Genomic DNA, 20,981 nt, shown 5'->3' on the forward strand with positions numbered 1-20,981 from the left:
CCATTGGCAAAAAAATAAAGCCTTAACTTACTTTATAAGTAAATTAAGACTCTATTATTACTAATATGCTGGTTCAGTTGGCTTAGCACTTCCTGGATTGAACATATATGTCATTCCAGCATCCCCTATATAATCAAATGGAGTTGATGTTTTATTATACTCTTCTTGCATTTCTTCCATTGTTAATCTTTTATTTAAATGTGGCACAAAGTATCTTGGCTCTGTCCCTTGCTGTTCTTCTAGTTCCTCTGCTTTTTTATTATTTTCTTCTCTTAAAGCTTCTTCCTTTTTATTTATTTCATTTCTTATCTCTGAAAGACCATCATTAATTTCTCCATATAATTCATCAAGTCTTTTTCGTTGTCTTTCTGGTAACTCTGAATAGTATTTTAACTTATCTATATTAGCCATTTCCTGTGCTTTTTTATATGAGTCCCAGTCCTTAACTTCCATTAACTTTTCAACTTCTTCAATAATTTTATCAACTTCTTTTATGTAATCTTCTCTTGATTTAACTTCTTCCTTAACTTTATCAACATCAGCTTTTAACTTATCATATTTTTTATAGTCACTATCCATCTTATCAAGATATTCTTTTGCTTTTTCTATATTATTGTAACTATATAATTGGTCAGTAGCATTTTGATAACAAGTTACTATATTCCAAAGCTTGTCTATCTTTTTACTATTGCTACCATCAACAACACTAGCTAGTGCAGTTCTTGCATATTCATAATCACCAGCTTCTATAGCTTTTACGCTATTTTCTATAATTCTCTTTTCTTCATTTTTACCTTTTCCTATAAAACCAATACCAACAAGCACTATTATTCCTACTACTATTAATATTTTTTTATTAATGTTAATCTCTTTTCCCTTTATATTCATAACTACTCATTACCTTTCGATTCTTCTTGTTTAGTTCCACTTAGCTTATTGTAAATAAACATTCCAATAGAACCTACTATTGCAATTCCAGCTACCAACTTCACTAAAAACCATATTACTGAAAATATACCTCCTACTAATCCACCTAAGAAATTAACTATAAAAGCTCCTATTATACAACATACGACCCACATAGTTATAATAGCTCCAAATCCAAAGTGTACAATATCAAAAATTTTATGTAGTAATATAAATATTCCTGTTCCTACTACTAAAGTAATTATTACTGCTATAAAGGTTGTTAATCCTCCTGCATCAAAAATGTTCATAATTTCATTTCCCCCTCTTGTTTACCTAATGTATTATTTTTTAAGGTTATTATCTATTAAAGTTTTCACCCACCTCTCTGAATAACCCAATTCTCTAGCCACTTCTTTTAAATTATTTCCATCATATTTTTCTGAAATATATCTAATAATATATTCTTTCGAATATATCCTCATTGGAAAAGTAACTTGTTGACCTCTATAATGTTTATATATTTCTCTTACAAGCTCTTCACCTAACTGCTCATACATATCAGCATATATTCCATTAAAATCATTACTACAAAACTTCATATATCACAAATTCCTTACGTCAAAAATAGTTACATATTTAATAATAACTACCATTAAATGAAGTATCATTGGAATTATCTCTTGTAAAATTCCAATGATACTTCTATATACTCATCTATCTCTAACACTTTCTGAAATTGTAGCTACTATAGTTATTAAAGTTCCTAATACTTTAAGTATTGTTCCTATATTCAATTCAATTCACTTCCTCCTCTATATTAAACCTCTAAAAACTTATTTATTATTGCCTCTGGTACATCATGTTTAGTAGCCATACTTGAAATTGCTTTATTAGCTTCTATTCCTTTATTTATTAAAATAAGAATTTCAATTATTATATCTAATACTTTATTAATGTCCATTTACTGATTTCCCTTGAAATACGTATAGATATATGAATAATTATCTTTAACTGGTATTAGTTTAATTACATACTTAGCAATATCTAAATCTATATATACTAAAGTTTCTTTACTATAACCTGTACCATTGCAAAGCTCTACAACTTTATTAAATTCTTTTATCAATGTAAATTGAATATAGTTGAGCTCTTCTTGTAACCTCTTTAGCTCTATTTCCTTTTTATCATTCAATTCTATTATTAATTCTCTTGAAAACCATTGATTCGCTAGTACTCCATCATAGAAGTCGAAACGCATTACTCCTAGAAGCTCTTTGCTATCATAATTAAATATCTTTTCTTTACTTAGTTTACTCATTATTTAGCCCTCCTTAATTAGTATTCTGATGGTAGAAGCATAGTTGAATATTCTCCACTATCAATTACATAGATTTTAATACCATCATCTATCTGAATATCTTCTAGCTCTATTTCATATGTGCATGAGTATTCAGGAACTTCTTGACTTTGATTTATTACAACCTTATTGCCTTCTTTTCTTATCTTGAAAACTTGTAAGTAATCTAATTCAACATTTCCTTCATCCTTTAACTTATCAATCATGCTCCACATAATTAGCTGTAATCTTATGTCTACTTCCTCATTTACTCCTCTAGTTACATATCTATTATTTCTACTAAACATTTCTTCTTATCTCCTTTTCAGCACAAGTTTTTATAGTTATCTTTCCATTTCTAATTACACCTACACATAAAATTCTCTTCATTACACTTTTCCTCCTAAAATAATAAAAGCCTTAATCACTACATCAATAGCAATTAAGACTTTATACCTTACTTATTTCTTGTTTTAACATTGTTATAAATTCCTCTGAAAATACTTTACTCTTTATTGATTCTTTTATTAGCTCTATTAGTTCTAGTTCTGTGACATCAAGACTTCTTGGAATGTATGTTTCATCACCTCTTCTAGTTGCCTTGTAGACACAGAATCTTACTTCATTTCTTTTCAGCTCCTTGATATATATCTTTTCAATTGTATATGTGTATTCATCATCTCCAACTTTGCCTTGATTCATTATCTTACAGTACTTAGTTTCCTTAATTATTTTTTCCTCTTTTAAATTCTTCTTATTCACATTAAATTAACCTCCTTTTATTCTAATAGGAACTTAGAAAGTTCTTCTGTTGTTATTACTACAGTTGAAAAATCGCTTGAAATCAAAAATAGTGAAGAAACCCAATTAATTCCCTCACTACATTCAATGATATCAGTATATTCTGGCACTAAATCTTGTAATTTATCTTGCTTCAATATTTCGATATCTACGATATTTTCTGCTATAAGTAAATATCCACCTAAGTCAGATTCTATATCTCTATTTGCTCCATAATTGTCATCTAGTATCTCTATAGTTTCAGATATACTATTAATAACTTCTATTGGATAATATCTTAATTCTTCCAATTGCTCCTTTGAATAAATCTTCTTCATTATACATTTCTCCCTTCTAAATATAAAAAACTCTTACTTGCATATCTCAATACAAGTAAGAGCTTTTCTATAGTAATAATATATATTTAAATTTTTACTCAGATACTATTTTTGTTAATTCTATTATCCAGTTAACCCATCCTGTTATAGTGGAAGCTCTTCGTTTATAAGTATCATATGACTCAATTCTATATAATTCTGATTCTTCCATAATCCTTACAACTTCTTCCCTTGTTGGAATCTCACTAGATATTAAACATTCCTTAAAGCATTCCCTAAAAGCCTTATGCTTAAATATTAACTCCACGTATTTTAATTGTCTCTCCCTATATTTCAACTTGAATATGTTTCTTCCCCCTGGAGTCAAAAAAAATCTCACTCCACCTTTTTCTCTTCTTTTATCTATAAGACCAATATACCTACCCGCATCAGTATAATAATTAGTTTGTCTTGGGTCAAAATCGTAATTTTCAGTTATTTCTTGTTTCATCATATCATTTTTATATAACAACTCACATAAATTAATAACTCTATTAAAACTATTTGCTTGAGGAAATGGTATCTCAGGCTCGTCCATAATCTCTGTATTTTCAAAAATCTCTATTATATCCTTTATCTCTATGTCTATATTTTCAATTGTATAGTTTTTTTGTTTTACCAATACTAATGAATTATAATTTTCTTTATCTTTAAACTCATACTCATATAAGTTATAAATACCATTTGAATATACCATAAATATTGGTTTTACTTTTTTATCTATTTTATTACTCCATAATCTATACGGATAATACAACTGCCTTATTATAAAATCATCCGATATTGAATTTTTAGCTTCTATTAATGCCAATGTTCGAATTCCCTCATATCCTCCATCAATTTCTATCTGAGAGTTTACAACTTCAATATCCATATCATCTTTTGTAGCTATATTTTTTATTTTAAAATTAAATAAATCCGAGCTCATCCTACCACTTACTGTTGGCAATAATTCTTCATCCTCTACAAAATCATGAATTATTCCTGAAACATAAGCACAATTAATTGCCATAGCTTCACTTGTTATATTCTCATAATCTATGCTTGTAATATGTTCCGGAAATTGTACTCTTACAATCTCCGGATTTACATTTTCAAATTTACTATACGTTTCAAATTTTGCTATAATATAATTTCCTCTTGTAATAGGTAATATAGATAATTTATTATCTGTGAATATTTTAGGTAAATTTACTTTATGGTCAAATTTAGTCATTAATCGAGCTTCCCTTTCCTCATTAATCTCTTTTGACGATATTTCAAACTTACCCTTCTTTTCAACCTTAGAAATTATATCATATTTACTAAATAGTTTTTCCCAAGCAATATCATTTTTACCTTTACTCATAATTCCTCACCAAAACCTCATCTACTTCCCCTCTTGCATTACCATTTGAATTTATAGCCCTTTTAGCCTTAACAATTGTTATATCATAGTCTTTGTATAAATCCTTAATAAAGTCTGTAGCAGAGTTAGATAATAAAAATTTGACACCCCTTTTATTTAGCTTATCACATAACTTTTTTAATCTTATTTGCTCATCTCTATTAAATCCACCTTTGTCATACCCAGTAAAGTTAGCACTATTAGAAACTGGGTCATATGGTGGGTCTAAATATACAAAAGACCCTTTTCTTATTCCCTTTAAACTACTTTCAAAATCACCATTCAAAATTTTTACATCTGCTTTATTAAAATACTTACTCACAGCTCTAAGTGTTACTTCATCAACTATATTAGGATTTTTATATTTTCCAAATGGTGAATTAAACTCTCCAGCCTTATTAACTCTAAACAAACCATTGAAACATGTCTTATTTAAATAAATTATTCTTGATGCTTTTTCAACTTCAGATAATTTTCCATACTCATTTCTATCTCTATCCAGTTCTCTAATTTCATAAAAATATTCTGGTGTATTCTCATGCTTTCTTAAATCTTCTATTAATAATTCTACATCATACTTAATTACATTATATAAATTTATTAACTCACCATTAACATCATTAATAACGGCTTTATTAGGTTGCAATTCAAATAATACTGCTCCACCACCTATAAAGGGCTCATAATATGTTGTATATGTTTTGGGTAATAACTTTACTATATCATTCATTAACTGTCTTTTTCCACCTACCCACTTCAATACAGGTGCGGCTAAGACTATTTTATTCTTTTTCATATTATCCCTCCAAAGTATTATATATTTAATTATAAATCAAATTCGCTAAAAAGAACATACGTTTCCACACTTTTGCTACATAGAAATAACCTTTGAGAGTTCAAAGGTTACATCTTACCACACTTATTTTTCAATTTCACTGCATAATACAGGATTCGGATAACTCCCTTTTTCAAATCTACAACTCTCACAGTGACTCTGTGGTCCATCTGGTCTATTGCTTGATGCCCTCTTTGGAGTCGTGCCAAAATATTCAGGGTATGAATAATATACATGCTCCTCTCCATTTGCTGTCGAACAATTAGGACAAGATTTAAGCTGTCCATCCTTACTGTATTGAGAGCGATTCAACATTTTTCCACATACTTTACATAATTCCCCCATATACTAACACCTCTCATTAAATATATAATTACCTTTACATCAATTATATTACAATAAACATTATTTTTAAATATATATAATTTAACTTATTATATATATTACAAGGTATTAAAGCCTATTATTGGAATGTCATATATTTCAATTAACTTTTACAATTTTAGTAAAAACCTCATTTACTTGTGATACGGTTCCCCCTTCATTATTCTAAACGCTCTATATATTTGCTCTAAAAGCATTACTCTAAATAATTGATGTGGAAATGTCATTTTTGAGAAGCACAGTTTATAATTTGCTCTTTTTATAACATTTTGTGATAATCCTAAGCTTCCGCCTATTATGAAGGCTATGTTTGAGTTTCCCATTACTCCACAGTTTTCTATGTAGTTTGCAAATTGCTCTGAAGTTAGATTTTCTCCTTTTAAGTCCATTGCAATCACAAACATATTATCCTTTATTTTAGATAGTATAAGTTCGCCTTCTTTTTCTTTTATTTGCATTTCTTCTTTTTCCGAAGCATTATCTGGTGTTTTTTCATCTTGAAGCTCTATTATATCTAGTTTGCAATATCTGGTTAATCTTTTTGAGTATTCATCTATTGCTTGCTTTAGATACTTTTCTTTTAATTTACCTACTGAAATTATTGTTATATTCATAACCATTTTCTCCTCTTAAGTTTTATCTTTTTCTAACTAGTGGATGCTTTATGCTATTATCGATATAAATAATTTAATCTGCATTAGTAAAGTTTTCAACGTCTATTACCGTTGTTCCTTTTTCTATTGGAATTTTTTTCTTTAAATAAATTCTAAGTACATCTGCATTATAAACAGCTTGTATCTTACTTGGTTCAACATTAGGAACATAATAGCTTTTTTCTAAATTTGATCCTTCTTGAAAGATTGCAACCATTGAATTTTCATTACTAAAAAATTGATTTTTTTTAACTTTAATTCTTATGTGATCTTCTTCATAGTCTATATCTATATCTTTTTTATTTAGACCAACTAACTTTCCTTCTATCAAATATCTATCTCCATAATCAATAAATTTTAAGTCTAATTCATCTTCTATGCTGCTAAAGACCGAATTTAAAGCTTCACTATTTAATACTGAGTCTACTATATTATTCATTAAACTTTCGTTTGTGACTAATGAAGTAAAAACTTCACTAAATACAGTATTAAACGTACCTCCAAAAGCTCCAAATATATTATTACTGCTAGTAAAACTAGTATATCCATAATTACTATTAAAATTATTTATATTGTTAGTATTATTACTATTTCCATTAAACATTCCACCAGTCATATTGTTCATTAAAAAAGGGAATATCTGAAACATATTATATCTCCTACTTAAAAAATTCTTATATAATATAATTTTATTTTATATAAGGCTTTTTGACACAATAAAAGGAGATATATCACAATAAAAATTAAGAACTTAAAATTAAGTTTAATAAAAACTCTAATAAAGTTTTTAAGTTTAATTTATTTTTAGTAATCTAGAATAAGTTACATCAATAATTATCCAGTATGAATTGTACTAGTATCCTATATTTTCATTCATAAATATTACGTGGATCCTATCTTTCCTATTTTGGCTTGCTATAACGGTAAATTCTCTACATACCTTTTCATTACTTTTACAATCCATACAATATCCAACCTTTGTACATGGAGTTTTCTTGTTTAGTCTCTTTGCATTAGCTGGAGCACATATTTCTCTGTTTCTTTTTATAGCTTCGTCTATGTCTTTTACTATTTTATTTACTCCTACTAAAAGGATTACCTTATCAGGTCCATATAACATTGCTGCTACTCTATTTCCATTCCCATCAACATTATATAACTTTCCATCTTCAGTTACTGCATTACTACTTGCAAAATATGCATCCGCTAAAAAGCTCTCTTTAAATATTTTAGTAATTTGTTCTGATGTTAAACCTTCCTTATATCTGTCTAAGAACTTATATCTTCCATTTCTTAGATAATCTATAACTCCATATTCAAATAAGGACATTGATCCACCACAAGATACTACTGAACCTTCAGAAACTAATTGTTCAATTTTAAAGAATAATTCTTCCTTTGAATTTACTAAATATCCATTCATATTATTATTATTTAATGACTCTATTGTCCTTTTTATCCTTTGTTCATTAACCCAATTTAAACTACTATCCATATAATCTTCCCCCAATAATTTTTATTTTCATATTTATTATAATAAAATGAATTTTAAATTTAAACTAATATACTTTTAAAATATATTTATATAAATATTTATTATTACTTGTACTTTATATATTATCTAATTCTATAACAAAAAAAGACCCAAATTCATAGGCCTTTTAATAAAATTATTTTCCACAACACTTTTTATATTTCTTTCCACTTCCGCATGGACAAGGATCATTTCTTCCTACTTTATTTTCATTTCTTACAATAACAGATTCTCTATATGTTTTTTGTAATTCTTTTCTCTTTTCTGGCGAGAATATTCCTTCCCATTGTGGTAGTGTATATAAGTATTCAGCTTTTGCATCTAACATATTAATATAAAGTTTTTCTAAATCTACTTGTAATGAAATTTCATCATTAGCTGATAAAACTTCTAAATCAAGTGTTTCTTTTAAGCTATCATTTATTCCATCAACAAATCCCATAACGAATTCTTCTGTTGTATTATGTTTAGCTGCTAAATCACTAATTGTAAATTTGAAATTATCTTTATGCTTAGATAATATTTCTTTGTATATAGCTTTTTCAATTTCCATATACTCATCCCAAAAAGCTTGTTCTCCTTTTGTCTTAACATATTCAACTACCATATCTGTCCATTGCTTATATAAACTCATAGTTCATTCTCCTTTTTAAATGGTTTTATAATTAATTTAATAAGTTTTACTCTTTTGATTTAATTATGTAACATGAATCATTTTCACAATAATTACATTTAACACCTTTTACTTCTTCTATAATAGGAAATGTTTCTTCATAATTAATAAAATCATCCATTGCATCTTCAACATGATCCTTACATGCGTATATTTTTCTACTATCCATATAAATCATCTTCTTCCTAATAACTAAATTTCTATTATGTTACTTGGACTGTGTCTATCAGCCATAGTTAATTCTATATCTAATTTTGATACTATATCATTTTCCCTCAATACTCCAATAACAGTTTCTAATGCCAGGTCTGGATGATTATTAGTACCACTTAAATGTCCTAATATTATCTTTTTGTTTGGTTTATATCTAATTAAATCAACTATAGCTTTGCCACAATCTTCATTAGATAAGTGTCCAACTTCACTTAAAATTCTTCGTTTTAAATTGTAGGGATACGGTCCAAACTTTAGCATATTTACGTCATGGTTGCTTTCCAATAATATTATATCCGAGTCCTTTATATTATCTCTTATCTCTTCTGTATATATTCCAAAATCTGTAGTCACACTTATCTTTTTTCTTTTATAATGCATTGTATATCCTACTGGTGCAACTGCATCATGAGGTATATTAAATGATGTTATATCTAAATCCTTTATAGATAATGTGGACCTTCTATCCATTATTCTTATATTATGTTCTTTTATTTTTCCTATTCCTGCCTCCATAGCTGACCAGGTGTCTGAGTTAGTGTATATTGGAATATCATATTTACGCGATAATACCCCAATTCCTCTTATATGGTCTGAATGTTCATGAGTAACAAATATTCCATCTATATCTCCTGGATTTTCTCCTATGATTTTTAAAGCGTCATCTATTTTTTTTCCTGGCAAACCCGCATCTATTAATATTTTAGCATGCTCTGAAGCAATAAACATACTGTTTCCACTGCTCCCACTATATAATGAGCAAAATTTCATTTTACTATCCCCCATGCAGATACTATTCTATTACTCTCACAATATCTGCACCTAATGCAGTAAACTTATCTTCAATATGCGGATATCCTCTATCAATATGTTCAATTTCTAATATTTCTGTTACACCTTCTGCAACTAATCCAGCTATAACCATTGCTGCCCCAGCTCTTAAATCTGTAGCTATAACACTAGCTCCTGCTAACTTTTCACTACCTTCAATTATAGCAGTTCTTCCTTCTACCTTTATAGTTGCTCCCATTTTTTTCAGTTCATCTATGTGCTTATGTCTACTTTCCCAAATACTTTCAGCAATTAAACTCTTACCTGGTACTATACTTAATAAAGCTGACATAGGTTGTTGTACATCTGTTGGAAATCCTGGGTATGGAGCTGTCTTTACATTAACTCCTTTTAAGTCTCTCTCAACATATACTCTAACACTATCATCACCCTCTTCAACTGTAGCTCCCATTTCAATAAGTTTTGCTGCAATTGATTCTAAGTGCTTTGGTATAACATTAGTTATAGTTACATCACCTTTAGTAGCTGCTGCTGCTATCATAAATGTTCCTGCTTCAATTTGATCTGGTATAACACTATAATTACATCCTGATAACTTTTCTACACCTTTTACTCTAATTATATCTGTTCCAGCACCTTTTATATCTGCTCCCATAGAGTTCAAAAAATTTGCAACATCTACTACATGAGGTTCCTTTGCAACATTTTCAAGTACTGTTGTTCCTTCTGCTAGTGTTGCTGCTATCATAACATTTATAGTTGCTCCAACTGTTACAACGTCAAAAAATATATTTGCTCCATGTAAATGTTCAGCTTCAACAATAACTGCTCCATGTTCTATAGTTACACTAGCTCCTAATGCTTCAAATCCTTTTATATGTTGATCTATTGGTCTAACTCCTATAGGGCATCCCCCTGGAAGTTCCACTCTTGCTTTTTTGAATCTTGATAATAAAGCTCCAATAAAATAATATGAAGCTCTCATTCTTCTTACATCATCAGTACACGCTTCCACACTTCTTACATCTGTAGCATCTATTTCTAAAGTATTGTTATCTAGTTTATTTACTGTACATCCAAGACTTCTTAATATTCTTTCAAGACAATGTACATCTTCTATATCTGGTACGTTATCTATTGTACATTTTCCTTCACTTGCCATTATTGCTGCTGGTAATATAGCTACAGCTGAATTTTTGGCACCATTTATATCTACTGAACCTTTTAGAGATTTTCCCCCGCTTATAACTAATTTTTCCATCCATTTCACCCTTATCATATTTTATGTATATATATTAATCTTTCCTATTATTTCAACTATTAACCATTTTTCTGTGACATTCTTAAAAACTTACAATACTCATTATAACATAAAAATAATTTAAGGAAATAGAGTTTTTTCTTCCAAATAAAAGCTTTTTTACTAACCTTTATAATATTGAACTTTTATTTATATTTCCTTTTTAATTTTTTTGTAATATGTTATAATTTATAACATAGTTTGTATCTATACAAATTAATTTAATAAGAGAGGCTAAAGCTATGAAATACTATTTAGTGGCATTATTTGATGATGAGTCTTATAAAAGTTTAAATCCAATCCAAAAAAATCTATCTAAACGTTTTAGAGCAAATAGGAATTCGCCAACACCTTATATTCCCTTAGAAATAATTGAAAATCCTAATATAGATAAATTAGATGTTGTGATAGATAAGATAGTTAAGCCCTATAAAAACTTTAAAGTTCAATTATCTACAGAAGTTTCAGTTTCTGAAACCAATAAGACTTTAAATATGAAAATAGAAGATGTAGGATATATCAAAAGGCTTAATAGATTAATGAGTGATACATTAAAATTACATGGGTTTAATATACAAAATTATAATAGTGAATTATCAATGCATATATCCTTAGCTAATCTTAACTATATACCTAAGGATATGAAAAAATTTGATGGCGAAGTTAACTTTAAATCTAATTGTGAAACTCTTAAAGTTGATAGAATTGAAATTTGGAAGGTATCTACCAATAAAAGGGAAACTTTAATAAAAAGTTATCCATTAAAAAAGAATTTATATTTATAAGTTGAAAAAGTGTTTAAATTTAAACACTTTTTTTATTTTTCTTAACATAAAAAAATTTATTTTTTTGTATTCGTTTACCCCGCTTTTCATTTGTAAAATATTTTTGTAAAATATATAATAGTAAATCCTTAAAAATAGGGGGATATTTATGGAAATAATAGCTTTTTTTGAAGCACAAAAGGAAAAAAATAAAAATATTATTATTGATAACACTTTAAGCGAATATAAAATCTGGGCTAGAAAACACTTAGAATTACATACAAAGCTTAGTTATCTAGCTGACGAGACCCAATGTTATAAATATTGGTTATCAGAAGATATTCCAGTAAATAAGTCTATATTATTTGAAAAATACTTAGATTGTTTTTCTCATATAATTAATCTTGGAATTTATAGACATTATGACAGTATACAAGAAATTATTATAAAGCCAAATGATTACTGTTTAAGCGATCAATTTTTAAACTTATTTATAGACTTAAATGATTTAATAATATCACCATCTGAAGATCATTATATAACTCTTATTGAAGATTTTATTAGCTTAGGAATCACTTTAGGTTATTCAGAATCTAAAATCACAGAGTCATTTATTAGTATATAACAAAAAACCTTCTATAAAAAACATAGAAGGTTTTTTCATATTTATCATCTTTAAATGGAATACTATCTTAGAGGTGATTTAAATGTTGGCAATTATTTATGCAATAATTTCAGGCATATCCATGACATTACAAGGTATATTTAATACTAAGTTAGAAGAAAAGGTAGGAACCTGGGAAACAAATGTTATAGTTCAAGGAACTGCTTTAATAGTTACTCTAATTATTGTAACCTTATTTGGGAAAGGTAATTTTAAAGCTATAAAAGATGTAAATAAGCTTTATTTATTAGGTGGATTTTTAGGTGTTATAATTATATTTACTGTTATGAAAAGTATTGGTGCTATGGGAGCAACATGTGGTATAGGTATAATTTTAGTTGCCCAATTAGCTTCTGCTGGCATGATTGATGCTTTTGGCTTGTTTGGAACAGAAAAAATATCATTTCACTTAAAGGAATTTATAGGTATAGCTATTATGATATTAGGAATTATTATTTTTAAATGGAGAAGTTAATACTTCTCTTTTTTTTACTCTTTAAGAAAACTTACATATTACCTTTTTTTATATATTAATTTATAACTATTAACAAAAATCATACTTTTAATATACTATATATTGTAATCAATTTTAGGAGTATATTATGTTTTCTTCTAATAAAAAATTAGACTTAAACTTAAAAAACTGTATGTTATCAAAACCCTATAATAATTATAGGGTAATTATTAAATATAAAAGATTTCAGGAAAGTTTAATAAAAAAAATATCCTCATATAATGGTATGCTTATAAATAATATAAAACATTGTAATTTAATTTGTGCAAAATTAAATTCTAAGGCTATTCACAGATTATTGGAATATCCTGAAGTAGAATATATTTGCTTTGATGAGTACTTATTTTTATGTGGTATGAGTGTTAGTACTGCAAATAAGGTTAGACTATCTAACAAAACAAAAAGTAAGGGTAATGGCATTGGTGTCGCTATAATAGATACTGGAGTATATCCTCATCCTGATTTAGTTACTCCAATAAATAGAATATCTACATTTGTAGATATAATAGATAATCTTAAATATCCTTATGATGATAATGGCCATGGAACTTGTACCGCTGGAATTATTGCTGGAAATGGTGAAAAATCCAATGGAATGTATCGTGGTATTGCTCCAAATTGTAATATTCACTGCTATAAAGCCTTTGATAAAAGTGGCAAAGGATTTATATCTGACATACTTTATGCAATGGAACTTATAGCTGAAACAAGTGAAAAAAATAATATTAAAGTTTTATGTTTACCCTTTGAGCTTTTAAATTATAATGTATTTGTTCAAAAATGTTTTAGCTCAATGGTATCTTTAGAAAATAGTAAAAATATAACTTGTATAGTTCCAAGTGGCAGCAATAGAAACTTTGATGGATCTATTACAGGAATCGCACTATGTAACGATTGTATAACTGTTTCAGGATATGATTCCACTTCCAAAATTAAACCTTATACTTATTCATCAATAGGAGGCTTAAAGAAAGACTCCAAACCTAACTTATGCGCTGCTTGTGTTAATATAGTATCTTTAAACTCTAATACCAATTATATCTCTGAAAGAGATGGTATTAAATTATACCCTTCAAAGCTTGATAGCTCATACAAGACATTTACTGGTACATCATTAGCTGCTGCTTATGTTTCCGGTATATGTGCTTTAGTCTATGAAGGTGATCAAAGCTTAACACCAAAAGATATAAGGTCTCTTTTAAAAATTGCCTGCGAACCAGTAGAGATTCCAAAGAATTATCAAGGCGATGGTAAAGTAAATATTAAGTCTATAGTAAAATGAAAGGTTACTTAAAGTAGTACCTTTCATTTTATATTTGTATATTTAATATTATTGTACTATATAATTTGTTGGATCTACAGGTTCATCATCTACTCTAAGTTCAAAATGTAAATGAGGACCAGTACTAAAGCCAGTATTTCCTATAGCTCCAATTATATCGCCCTTTTTAACTTTCTCTCCAACCTTTACATAAAAATCATCTAAGTGTCCATAATATGTATTCATATTATCTTCATGCTTAACAATTATTAAATTACCATAGCCTCCATCATTATATTGAGAGTAAATTACTTCTCCATCCATAGCAACAAGAACATCGTCTCCTATATTTCCCGCGATGTCTATCCCCTTATGAAATGAATTCCATCTTTCTCCATACCCAGAGGTCATATATCCCCCCCTAGTTGGACTTTTTAAAAAAGCCATACCATAATCATAAGGGTTCTTAGTTCCCCTATATATTTTTTTACCTACTTCTTTTTTTATAATTTCCTCTCTTATTATATTGCTTTCTGTAATTTCCTTGTTTTTATATGTAACTTCCCTTACTTGGTTTTTCAATCCTACTTCTCCATATTCGACTTTACTTTCTCCCAAATACATATCTTCAGTAGGGATTATCGTTGTGCTAGGCTGCACCTTAACTATTTCTTCATCAATACACTTTAAACTTAGTTTAATGTTATTTTTATCTTCCTTTGATAAGTCATATATATAATCAGATAACTCTTTATTAGTTTGTAATAAAGATACATCAAATCTATCTTCCTTTAGCTTAATATCTCCTTCTATTTCAAAAGATAATACTGCATCTTGTCTAATATTAATTTCATTTATATATTTTTGTAATACTAAATCTTTTATATTATTCATATTATTTTCTAGTGAAGTATATCCTACTACCCTATCCTCTAAAACTAACTCATATCCATTTACTTTTCCTGTTAATGCAACTAATAGATTATCAATTATATTATTATTAGATATTCTATTAGATATAGTATATGTTTTGTTATTTAAGTTCATATTACTAAATGGTTCATTTATCTTTGCATTTGCTTTAATTAAATTAATATTTACTACAAGTATAATTATAAATATCGATACTGTAAATTTTTCAACTAACCTTATCGAGTCTCCTTTTTTATCCATAAAAACTCCTTTCATTTTTAATAATGTTAAGCAACACATCTTTTAGTTTTGCCAAATTTAGAAATAATATTCTTTTTTTATATTCCTTAGTTATGTTGAGCCTATTACTTCACTTTGTTATAATTAACTTATTGTAATATTACTTTTAGAAAGGTAGATGTAATTATGAGCACTTTTATGCTTAAATCAAAGCCTTTAGACTTTACTCCTGTAAGCAATATATTTATTGAAAAGTATATACCAAAAGCTAGAGGGGAATTTATTAAAGTATATCTTTTAATGCTTAAATATAATTTTACTGGTGAAATAGGCGTTAACGCCTCAATATTAGCTACTACATTAAATCTTTTAGAGTCTGATATAATAAATGCACTTAACTATTGGAATGAGGAAGGTATTATTAAATTAATTCCAATAGATCGAATGGGAAACTTTGAAATAGAATTTATAGATCTTTCTGAGGATAAATCTGTTGGTAAAAATCAATTCAATTTATTAGAAGAATTATCAGATGAAACTAATAATGGTATGCTAAAGGATATTGAAAAATTATTAGGCCGTCCTCTATCCCCTAGTGAGTTTGCTACTTATATAGGATGGAAAAAAGATTTTGACTTTTCTTCAGAATTGATACTATTACTAATTGAGTTTTGTGCTTCCAAAGGAAAAACAAATCACAGATATATAGAAAAGGTAGCATTAGCTTGGAATGAAATGAATATAAAAACTATTTATGATGCTCAAAATTATATAAGAAAAACGGAAGATAAGTGGGGCACTTATAGAGAAATTCTTAAATTTTTAGGTATTAGAAATACAGAAATAATGAAACCGCAAGAAGATATGTTAGAAAAATGGACTACAACTTATAATTTTTCTTTAGATATCATAAAAAAAGCTTGTGATATATGCTTTCAAAGGTTAAATAGAGCAGATTTTAAATATATAGATGGAATATTAGCAAGCTGGAATAAGGATAACTTAAGAACCTTAAAACAAATAGAGGAAAAAGAAGCCTCTTTCAAAAATTCATCTTCTAAAAAGAATTTTAATAATCAAAAAGCTAATTCTTATGAAAAACCTAAATTAAGATTTAATAATTTTAAAGGTCGTGACTATGATTATGATGATTTAGAAAAGAAGTTATTAGGATGGGATAATGATGATTAAAGGATATGAAAAGGAATTAACATCAATATATGAAAATATACGAATTGAAGAAGAGAAAAAACTAAAAAAAAGACGTAGTGAAATTGAAGAAAAACATCCTGAAATTTTAGAAATGGATAATTTAATTCAAAAAAAATCTCTTAATTTAGCTATGTCTATTCTAAAAGGATTAAATGAATTAGAATTAAAAAAATTGAAAGAAGAAATAACAGAATTAAGATTTAAAAAATATGAAGCTCTTGTAGCTAGCGGGTATGACCAAGAATACCTAACACTTAATTACAGATGCCATAAATGTAAGGATCAAGGCTATATTGGTAATTCAAAATGTTCTTGCTATAAGAGTAAATTAGTTAGTTTATATTATAAAGATTCTGACTTACAAGATACCTTAAGGGTTAATAATTTTAATAACTTTGACTTATCCTTATTTGCAAATTATAGGATAAGTGATGATAAATATACCCCTAGAAAAAATATAGAAAATATTATTGAATATTTAAAAGGAAACTTTATACCTAATTTTAATAATAATTCTGATAATGTGCTTTTTTATGGTGATTCTGGTACTGGAAAAACATTCTTAAGTTGCTGTGTTGCAAAAGAGCTTCTTGATAATGGTTATTTAGTAGTATACAGAACTATAGATGAGCTAATTAAGGATTTAAGGGAAATACGCTTCGAAAATAATTATAACCTAGAAGATCTTCTAATAAATTGTGATTTATTAATTATTGATGACTTAGGTGCAGAGCAACTAACTGAATTCTCAGCTACGGAATTCTTTAACTTTTTAAATAAAAAATTATTAAAGAAGAAGAAAATGCTAGTCTCTACAAATTTATCTTTACCTGATATAAGCAAAAATTATTCTGAAAGAATTTCTTCTCGTTTACTTGGTAATTTTAAATTATATAAATTTTATTCTGAAGATATAAGAATACAATTAAATTTAAAAAGAAAATAAACCAAAAGTGCAGTATATATTTAATACTGCACTTTTGGTTTATTAAAATGTAATTTTCTAAAATAAAAAAAGACTTTAGAGTAATCTAAAATCTTTTGGAGCTGGCAATAGGAATCGAACCTACAACCTGCTGATTACAAGTCAGCTGCTCTACCGTTGAGCCATGCCAGCACATAACATAATTCTTCACTTAAAGTGGCGACTCAGAAGGGGCTCGAACCCTCGACCTCCGGCGTGACAGGCCGGCACTCTAACCAACTGAGCTACTGAGCCAAATATGGTGGAAACAACAGGGATCGAACCTGTGACCCTCTGCTTGTAAGGCAGATGCTCTCCCAGCTGAGCTATGCTTCCATACTGGTGACTCCTAGGGGAATCGAACCCCTGTTACCACCGTGAAAGGGTGGTGTCTTGACCGCTTGACCAAGGAGCCTTGCTTTGCTTTCGCCGTCACATTCTGTCGGCGAGCACATTAACTATAATACATAAATTTTAATATAGTGTCAACACTTTTTAACAACTTTTTTTTTTATTTTTAAATTCTACCATTAATACATTGATTTATGTTAATAATATAATAAAGTTATTTCTTTACTTTAGCTTGTTATATCTTATTTTAACTTTCTTTTGATTATTTGATACTTCTTATTATATACCATATTTCAATAAATTATATTATAATTTTAAATAATAATATTATTATTTAAATTAATATTAATAATATTTATGTTATTATTTAAATTAACTACTTTATTAAGGAGAATTCTTATGATACATCATGATTTAATTGTAATTGGCGGCGGTGCATCTGGCTTATCTGCAGCAATTACCGCTAAGGACTTCGGGATAGATGTTGCTATAATTGAAAGCACAGATAGAATTGGTAAGAAGATTCTTACAACTGGAAATGGTAGATGCAATATATCTAATAATACAATTTCATACCCATTTTCTTCTTATCATAGCGAAAATACAGGATTTTTTTCAAATGTTTTATCAGCTATTAATGTAGATGATACGAAAGACTTTTTTTTATCACTAGGTCTTCCAATTGTAGAGTTACAAAATGGTAAAATGTATCCTAAATCTCTTCAAGCATCTTCTGTTGTAGATCTTTTAAAACTTGCATTGGAGGATAGAAATATTCCTTTATATACAAATTGTAAAGTAAAAGATATCCACAAGCAAAATATTTTTAAAATATCCACAAGTAATGAAGATAATAATTTATTCACATGTAATAAATTAATTTTAGCCTGTGGAGGAAAATCTGCAATAAAAACAGGCTCTGATGGTTCTGGATATATGTTAGCCAAATCTCTTGGTCATTCAATAATTGAAACTATCCCCGGAATAGTTCAACTCAAACTAGATAATTCATATTTAAAATCTATTTCTGGTGTAAAATTTGATGGATACGCTACATTACTTGTTAATGATCAACCAACAAGAAAAGAATTTGGAGAAATATTATTTACTGACTATGGTATATCTGGTCCGCCTATTCTTCAAATTTCAGGCTATGCTTCTAAAGCACTTTCTAAAATGAATAAGGTTGAAATATTAGTAGATATGATGCCTGATCAATCTATTGATGAAATTGAAGACTTTCTCGAAGGACATTTTGCTGTATTTGGACATCGACCAATAATAGATTCCCTTATTGGTATTGTAAACAAAAAGTTAATTCCTACTATATTAAAAGAATCAAGAATAAAAAACTTACACTCTTCTTGCTATGACTTACAATGGGATGATAAAAAAAGACTTATTAATATATTAAAGAATTGGAAGTTTAAATGTATAGGTACTAATGGTTTTAATCAGGCTCAAGTTACAATAGGTGGAGTTAATACTAAAGAAATTAATGAAAAGACCTTAGAATCAAAATTAGTTAAAAATTTATATTTTTGTGGTGAAATACTAGATGTTGATGGTGACTGTGGTGGTTTTAATCTTCAATGGGCATGGAGCTCTGGTCAATTTGTTTCAAGAAATATCGCAAGTTCTTAGAATTAAAATAAGGAGAAGTATTATGACTTCTCCCTACCCTTTAATTTTTTCTCCAGCGTCCAATTAACTTAGTTAATTCTTTACCATCCTTAGTTTCTACTCTGTGAATAGTTACTAATTCGTCACCCTCTTCTTCTCTAATATCTGTTAGAACTTTAACTTCTTCTCCATATTTACATTCCTTTTCAAAGGTAACCATTACCTCTGCCAAAGCATAGCTGTTAACAATCTCTTCTGGTAATGTCTCAATAGCCCAATCTAAATACTTAGTATTATTAACATGTTTATTTGAATCTATATCAGAATATCTTACTCTAAAACTTCTTTCATATTTATAATTCTCAAGCTTCTCTAACCTTGGTATTTTAAATTCTTCTTTCATATCTTCTGATACACCATAAATTTCATATTGCTCATTTGGTATTCTCATCATTTTTCTTTTTTCTAAATTAATTAATAAAAATATTGCATTTGCTGATACTACTATATTTCCACCACTATCTTTAATTTCATAATTTCTCAATGCATAAAACTTTTTAAACCCAGCCGGTTCAGTTGTTACAGATAACTTTTCCCCATACATTGGGTGCCTAAATATTTTTACATGATAATTATAAAACACCCAGGTCATATTATTTTGCATCAAACTTTCCATCCCTGATCCAAGAACTTCTGATTGTTTAGTTCCAATATCAGATAATATATTAATTATAGTCGACATTGATCCTCTTAAATTACTATCTACATCATAATAATGTAATTCATATTCTTTACTATAAGTCTTTCCCATAATATCCTCCTGTAGAAAAGTGCACAGTTCACAAGGCACAGTTCACAGTCTCCTCTAGTTGATAATTGATAGTGGAAAGTTGAATACTATGGAAATAATTCAGCTTTGCTGAATTAAGAAAATTATATTAATTTTAAAAACTACATAGTAGTTTTATCCATAGCTTTCAACTCTCAATTTTCAACTCTCAACTAATTAATAACTGTGAACTGTGAATTGTGCACTGTGAACTAAAATATTTTTTCCACTAAAAACTATATATAAAATTATATACCTTTTTACTTTTAAGTCAAACTCATAACTTTCATTATAAAAATATATTTTTTATTTTAATTATCTTTTATAAATGCTAGTCATTATAGTATTTATCCTTTTTATATTATTATGTATTTGAATAAATTTATCATCAATCTCCTTAAAAATAAGAAACTATTAATCATAATTTGAAAATATTAACAAAAAAAACTCCCGTGTAAACTTGACCCTGTCAAG

Annotated in this window: 27 protein-coding genes and 4 tRNA genes; 7 read left to right on the plus strand and 24 right to left on the minus strand. The window is 27.9% G+C overall.

What is annotated here, in order from left to right:
- Nucleotides 1-60: 60 nt before the first annotated feature.
- The 18 genes from AAT22_RS15105 to AAT22_RS15180 form a co-directional block, all read right to left on the minus strand.
- Nucleotides 61-888 carry a hypothetical protein gene (locus AAT22_RS15105; RefSeq protein WP_047001830.1) on the minus strand — a complete coding sequence of 276 codons (828 nt, stop codon included), beginning with the start codon at nt 886-888 and terminating at the stop codon, nt 61-63.
- 2 nt (nt 889-890) lie between these two features.
- Nucleotides 891-1,217, minus strand: a complete 327-nt coding sequence (locus tag AAT22_RS15110; protein WP_047001831.1) for a hypothetical protein — start codon at nt 1,215-1,217, stop codon at nt 891-893.
- A gap of 33 nt (nt 1,218-1,250) precedes the next feature.
- Nucleotides 1,251-1,508: a Mor transcription activator family protein gene (locus AAT22_RS15115; protein WP_047001832.1), complete on the minus strand. Its 258-nt coding sequence runs from the start codon at nt 1,506-1,508 to the stop codon at nt 1,251-1,253.
- A gap of 218 nt (nt 1,509-1,726) precedes the next feature.
- Nucleotides 1,727-1,870 (minus strand): hypothetical protein, encoded by a 144-nt coding sequence (locus AAT22_RS19180; protein WP_156174342.1) that lies wholly within the window; start codon nt 1,868-1,870, stop codon nt 1,727-1,729.
- Entirely contained in the window at nt 1,871-2,227 is a 357-nt protein-coding gene (locus AAT22_RS15120; protein ID WP_047001833.1) for a hypothetical protein, read from the minus strand.
- Between the two features lie 17 nt (nt 2,228-2,244).
- Nucleotides 2,245-2,553, minus strand: coding sequence for a DUF960 family protein (locus tag AAT22_RS15125; RefSeq protein ID WP_047001834.1), 309 nt, complete (start codon nt 2,551-2,553; stop codon nt 2,245-2,247).
- Between the two features lie 142 nt (nt 2,554-2,695).
- Entirely contained in the window at nt 2,696-3,007 is a 312-nt protein-coding gene (locus AAT22_RS15130; protein WP_084820783.1) for a hypothetical protein, read from the minus strand.
- Between the two features lie 17 nt (nt 3,008-3,024).
- A complete protein-coding gene (locus tag AAT22_RS15135) occupies nt 3,025-3,363 on the minus strand; it encodes a hypothetical protein (RefSeq protein WP_047001835.1) in 339 nt (112 codons plus the stop codon).
- A 94-nt stretch (nt 3,364-3,457) separates the two neighbouring features.
- Nucleotides 3,458-4,750, minus strand: coding sequence for a hypothetical protein (locus AAT22_RS15140; RefSeq protein WP_047001836.1), 1,293 nt, complete (start codon nt 4,748-4,750; stop codon nt 3,458-3,460).
- Nucleotides 4,743-5,585, minus strand: a complete 843-nt coding sequence (locus tag AAT22_RS15145) for a DNA adenine methylase (protein ID WP_047001837.1) — start codon at nt 5,583-5,585, stop codon at nt 4,743-4,745. The genes AAT22_RS15140 and AAT22_RS15145 overlap by 8 nt, the downstream gene beginning before the upstream one ends.
- A 123-nt stretch (nt 5,586-5,708) precedes the next feature.
- A complete protein-coding gene (locus AAT22_RS15150) occupies nt 5,709-5,969 on the minus strand; it encodes a hypothetical protein (RefSeq protein WP_052953977.1) in 261 nt (86 codons plus the stop codon).
- Nucleotides 5,970-6,142: 173 nt separating this feature from the next.
- Nucleotides 6,143-6,622: a 23S rRNA (pseudouridine(1915)-N(3))-methyltransferase RlmH gene (gene rlmH, locus AAT22_RS15155; RefSeq protein WP_047001838.1), complete on the minus strand. Its 480-nt coding sequence runs from the start codon at nt 6,620-6,622 to the stop codon at nt 6,143-6,145.
- Nucleotides 6,623-6,695: 73 nt separating this feature from the next.
- On the minus strand, nt 6,696-7,310 hold the full coding sequence (locus tag AAT22_RS15160) for an Hsp20 family protein (RefSeq protein ID WP_047001839.1): 615 nt from the start codon (nt 7,308-7,310) through the stop codon (nt 6,696-6,698).
- Nucleotides 7,311-7,514: 204 nt separating this feature from the next.
- Nucleotides 7,515-8,156 carry a lactate utilization protein gene (locus AAT22_RS15165; RefSeq protein ID WP_016207911.1) on the minus strand — a complete coding sequence of 214 codons (642 nt, stop codon included), beginning with the start codon at nt 8,154-8,156 and terminating at the stop codon, nt 7,515-7,517.
- A gap of 175 nt (nt 8,157-8,331) precedes the next feature.
- Entirely contained in the window at nt 8,332-8,829 is a 498-nt protein-coding gene (locus AAT22_RS15170) for an SEC-C metal-binding domain-containing protein (RefSeq protein WP_047001840.1), read from the minus strand.
- 46 nt (nt 8,830-8,875) lie between these two features.
- A complete protein-coding gene (locus AAT22_RS18880; RefSeq protein ID WP_016207913.1) occupies nt 8,876-9,037 on the minus strand; it encodes a CxxH/CxxC protein in 162 nt (53 codons plus the stop codon).
- A 23-nt stretch (nt 9,038-9,060) separates the two neighbouring features.
- Nucleotides 9,061-9,852: an MBL fold metallo-hydrolase gene (locus AAT22_RS15175; RefSeq protein ID WP_016207914.1), complete on the minus strand. Its 792-nt coding sequence runs from the start codon at nt 9,850-9,852 to the stop codon at nt 9,061-9,063.
- Between the two features lie 22 nt (nt 9,853-9,874).
- Nucleotides 9,875-11,134 (minus strand): UDP-N-acetylglucosamine 1-carboxyvinyltransferase, encoded by a 1,260-nt coding sequence (locus AAT22_RS15180; protein ID WP_016207915.1) that lies wholly within the window; start codon nt 11,132-11,134, stop codon nt 9,875-9,877.
- Nucleotides 11,135-11,415: 281 nt separating this feature from the next.
- Here AAT22_RS15180 and AAT22_RS15185 point away from each other — a divergent pair, with 281 nt between their 5' ends.
- The 4 genes from AAT22_RS15185 (at nt 11,416) to AAT22_RS15200 (ending at nt 14,397) form a co-directional block, all read left to right on the plus strand.
- Nucleotides 11,416-11,958, plus strand: a complete 543-nt coding sequence (locus AAT22_RS15185) for a hypothetical protein (RefSeq protein WP_016207916.1) — start codon at nt 11,416-11,418, stop codon at nt 11,956-11,958.
- Nucleotides 11,959-12,106: 148 nt separating this feature from the next.
- Nucleotides 12,107-12,562: a dUTP diphosphatase gene (locus AAT22_RS15190; RefSeq protein ID WP_016207917.1), complete on the plus strand. Its 456-nt coding sequence runs from the start codon at nt 12,107-12,109 to the stop codon at nt 12,560-12,562.
- A gap of 82 nt (nt 12,563-12,644) precedes the next feature.
- Entirely contained in the window at nt 12,645-13,076 is a 432-nt protein-coding gene (locus tag AAT22_RS15195; RefSeq protein WP_047001841.1) for a DMT family transporter, read from the plus strand.
- Nucleotides 13,077-13,203: 127 nt separating this feature from the next.
- Nucleotides 13,204-14,397 (plus strand): S8 family serine peptidase, encoded by a 1,194-nt coding sequence (locus AAT22_RS15200; RefSeq protein ID WP_047001842.1) that lies wholly within the window; start codon nt 13,204-13,206, stop codon nt 14,395-14,397.
- 48 nt (nt 14,398-14,445) lie between these two features.
- Here AAT22_RS15200 and AAT22_RS15205 read toward each other — a convergent pair whose 3' ends face one another.
- On the minus strand, nt 14,446-15,549 hold the full coding sequence (locus AAT22_RS15205) for a peptidoglycan DD-metalloendopeptidase family protein (RefSeq protein ID WP_052953978.1): 1,104 nt from the start codon (nt 15,547-15,549) through the stop codon (nt 14,446-14,448).
- Nucleotides 15,550-15,714: 165 nt separating this feature from the next.
- Between AAT22_RS15205 and AAT22_RS15210 the strand changes: the two genes are divergently transcribed.
- Both AAT22_RS15210 and AAT22_RS15215 read left to right on the plus strand, forming a co-directional pair.
- Complete coding sequence (locus AAT22_RS15210; protein ID WP_047001843.1) at nt 15,715-16,719, plus strand: DnaD domain protein; 1,005 nt, start codon at nt 15,715-15,717, stop codon at nt 16,717-16,719.
- Nucleotides 16,712-17,686, plus strand: coding sequence for an ATP-binding protein (locus tag AAT22_RS15215; protein WP_047001844.1), 975 nt, complete (start codon nt 16,712-16,714; stop codon nt 17,684-17,686). The genes AAT22_RS15210 and AAT22_RS15215 overlap by 8 nt, the downstream gene beginning before the upstream one ends.
- A gap of 96 nt (nt 17,687-17,782) precedes the next feature.
- Here AAT22_RS15215 and AAT22_RS15220 read toward each other — a convergent pair.
- From AAT22_RS15220 to AAT22_RS15235, 4 genes are all read right to left on the minus strand, one after another.
- Nucleotides 17,783-17,857 (minus strand) — tRNA-Thr (locus AAT22_RS15220).
- Nucleotides 17,858-17,882: 25 nt separating this feature from the next.
- Nucleotides 17,883-17,959, minus strand: a tRNA-Asp gene (locus AAT22_RS15225).
- A gap of 5 nt (nt 17,960-17,964) precedes the next feature.
- Nucleotides 17,965-18,040: transfer RNA gene (locus tag AAT22_RS15230), tRNA-Val, on the minus strand.
- 4 nt (nt 18,041-18,044) lie between these two features.
- A tRNA-Glu gene (locus tag AAT22_RS15235) sits at nt 18,045-18,119 on the minus strand.
- A gap of 335 nt (nt 18,120-18,454) precedes the next feature.
- Between AAT22_RS15235 and AAT22_RS15240 the strand changes: the two genes are divergently transcribed.
- Complete coding sequence (locus AAT22_RS15240; RefSeq protein ID WP_047001845.1) at nt 18,455-19,699, plus strand: NAD(P)/FAD-dependent oxidoreductase; 1,245 nt, start codon at nt 18,455-18,457, stop codon at nt 19,697-19,699.
- A gap of 40 nt (nt 19,700-19,739) precedes the next feature.
- Here the strand turns inward: AAT22_RS15240 and AAT22_RS15245 are convergent, their stop codons facing one another.
- The gene (locus AAT22_RS15245; protein ID WP_047001846.1) at nt 19,740-20,489 is read right to left on the minus strand and encodes an acyl-ACP thioesterase domain-containing protein; all 750 of its coding nucleotides are present in this window, start codon (nt 20,487-20,489) and stop codon (nt 19,740-19,742) included.
- Nucleotides 20,490-20,981 lie beyond the last annotated feature (492 nt).

Source organism: Clostridium sp. C8, from assembly GCF_001010885.1.
GTDB classification, from domain to species: domain Bacteria; phylum Bacillota; class Clostridia; order Clostridiales; family Clostridiaceae; genus Clostridium; species Clostridium sartagoforme.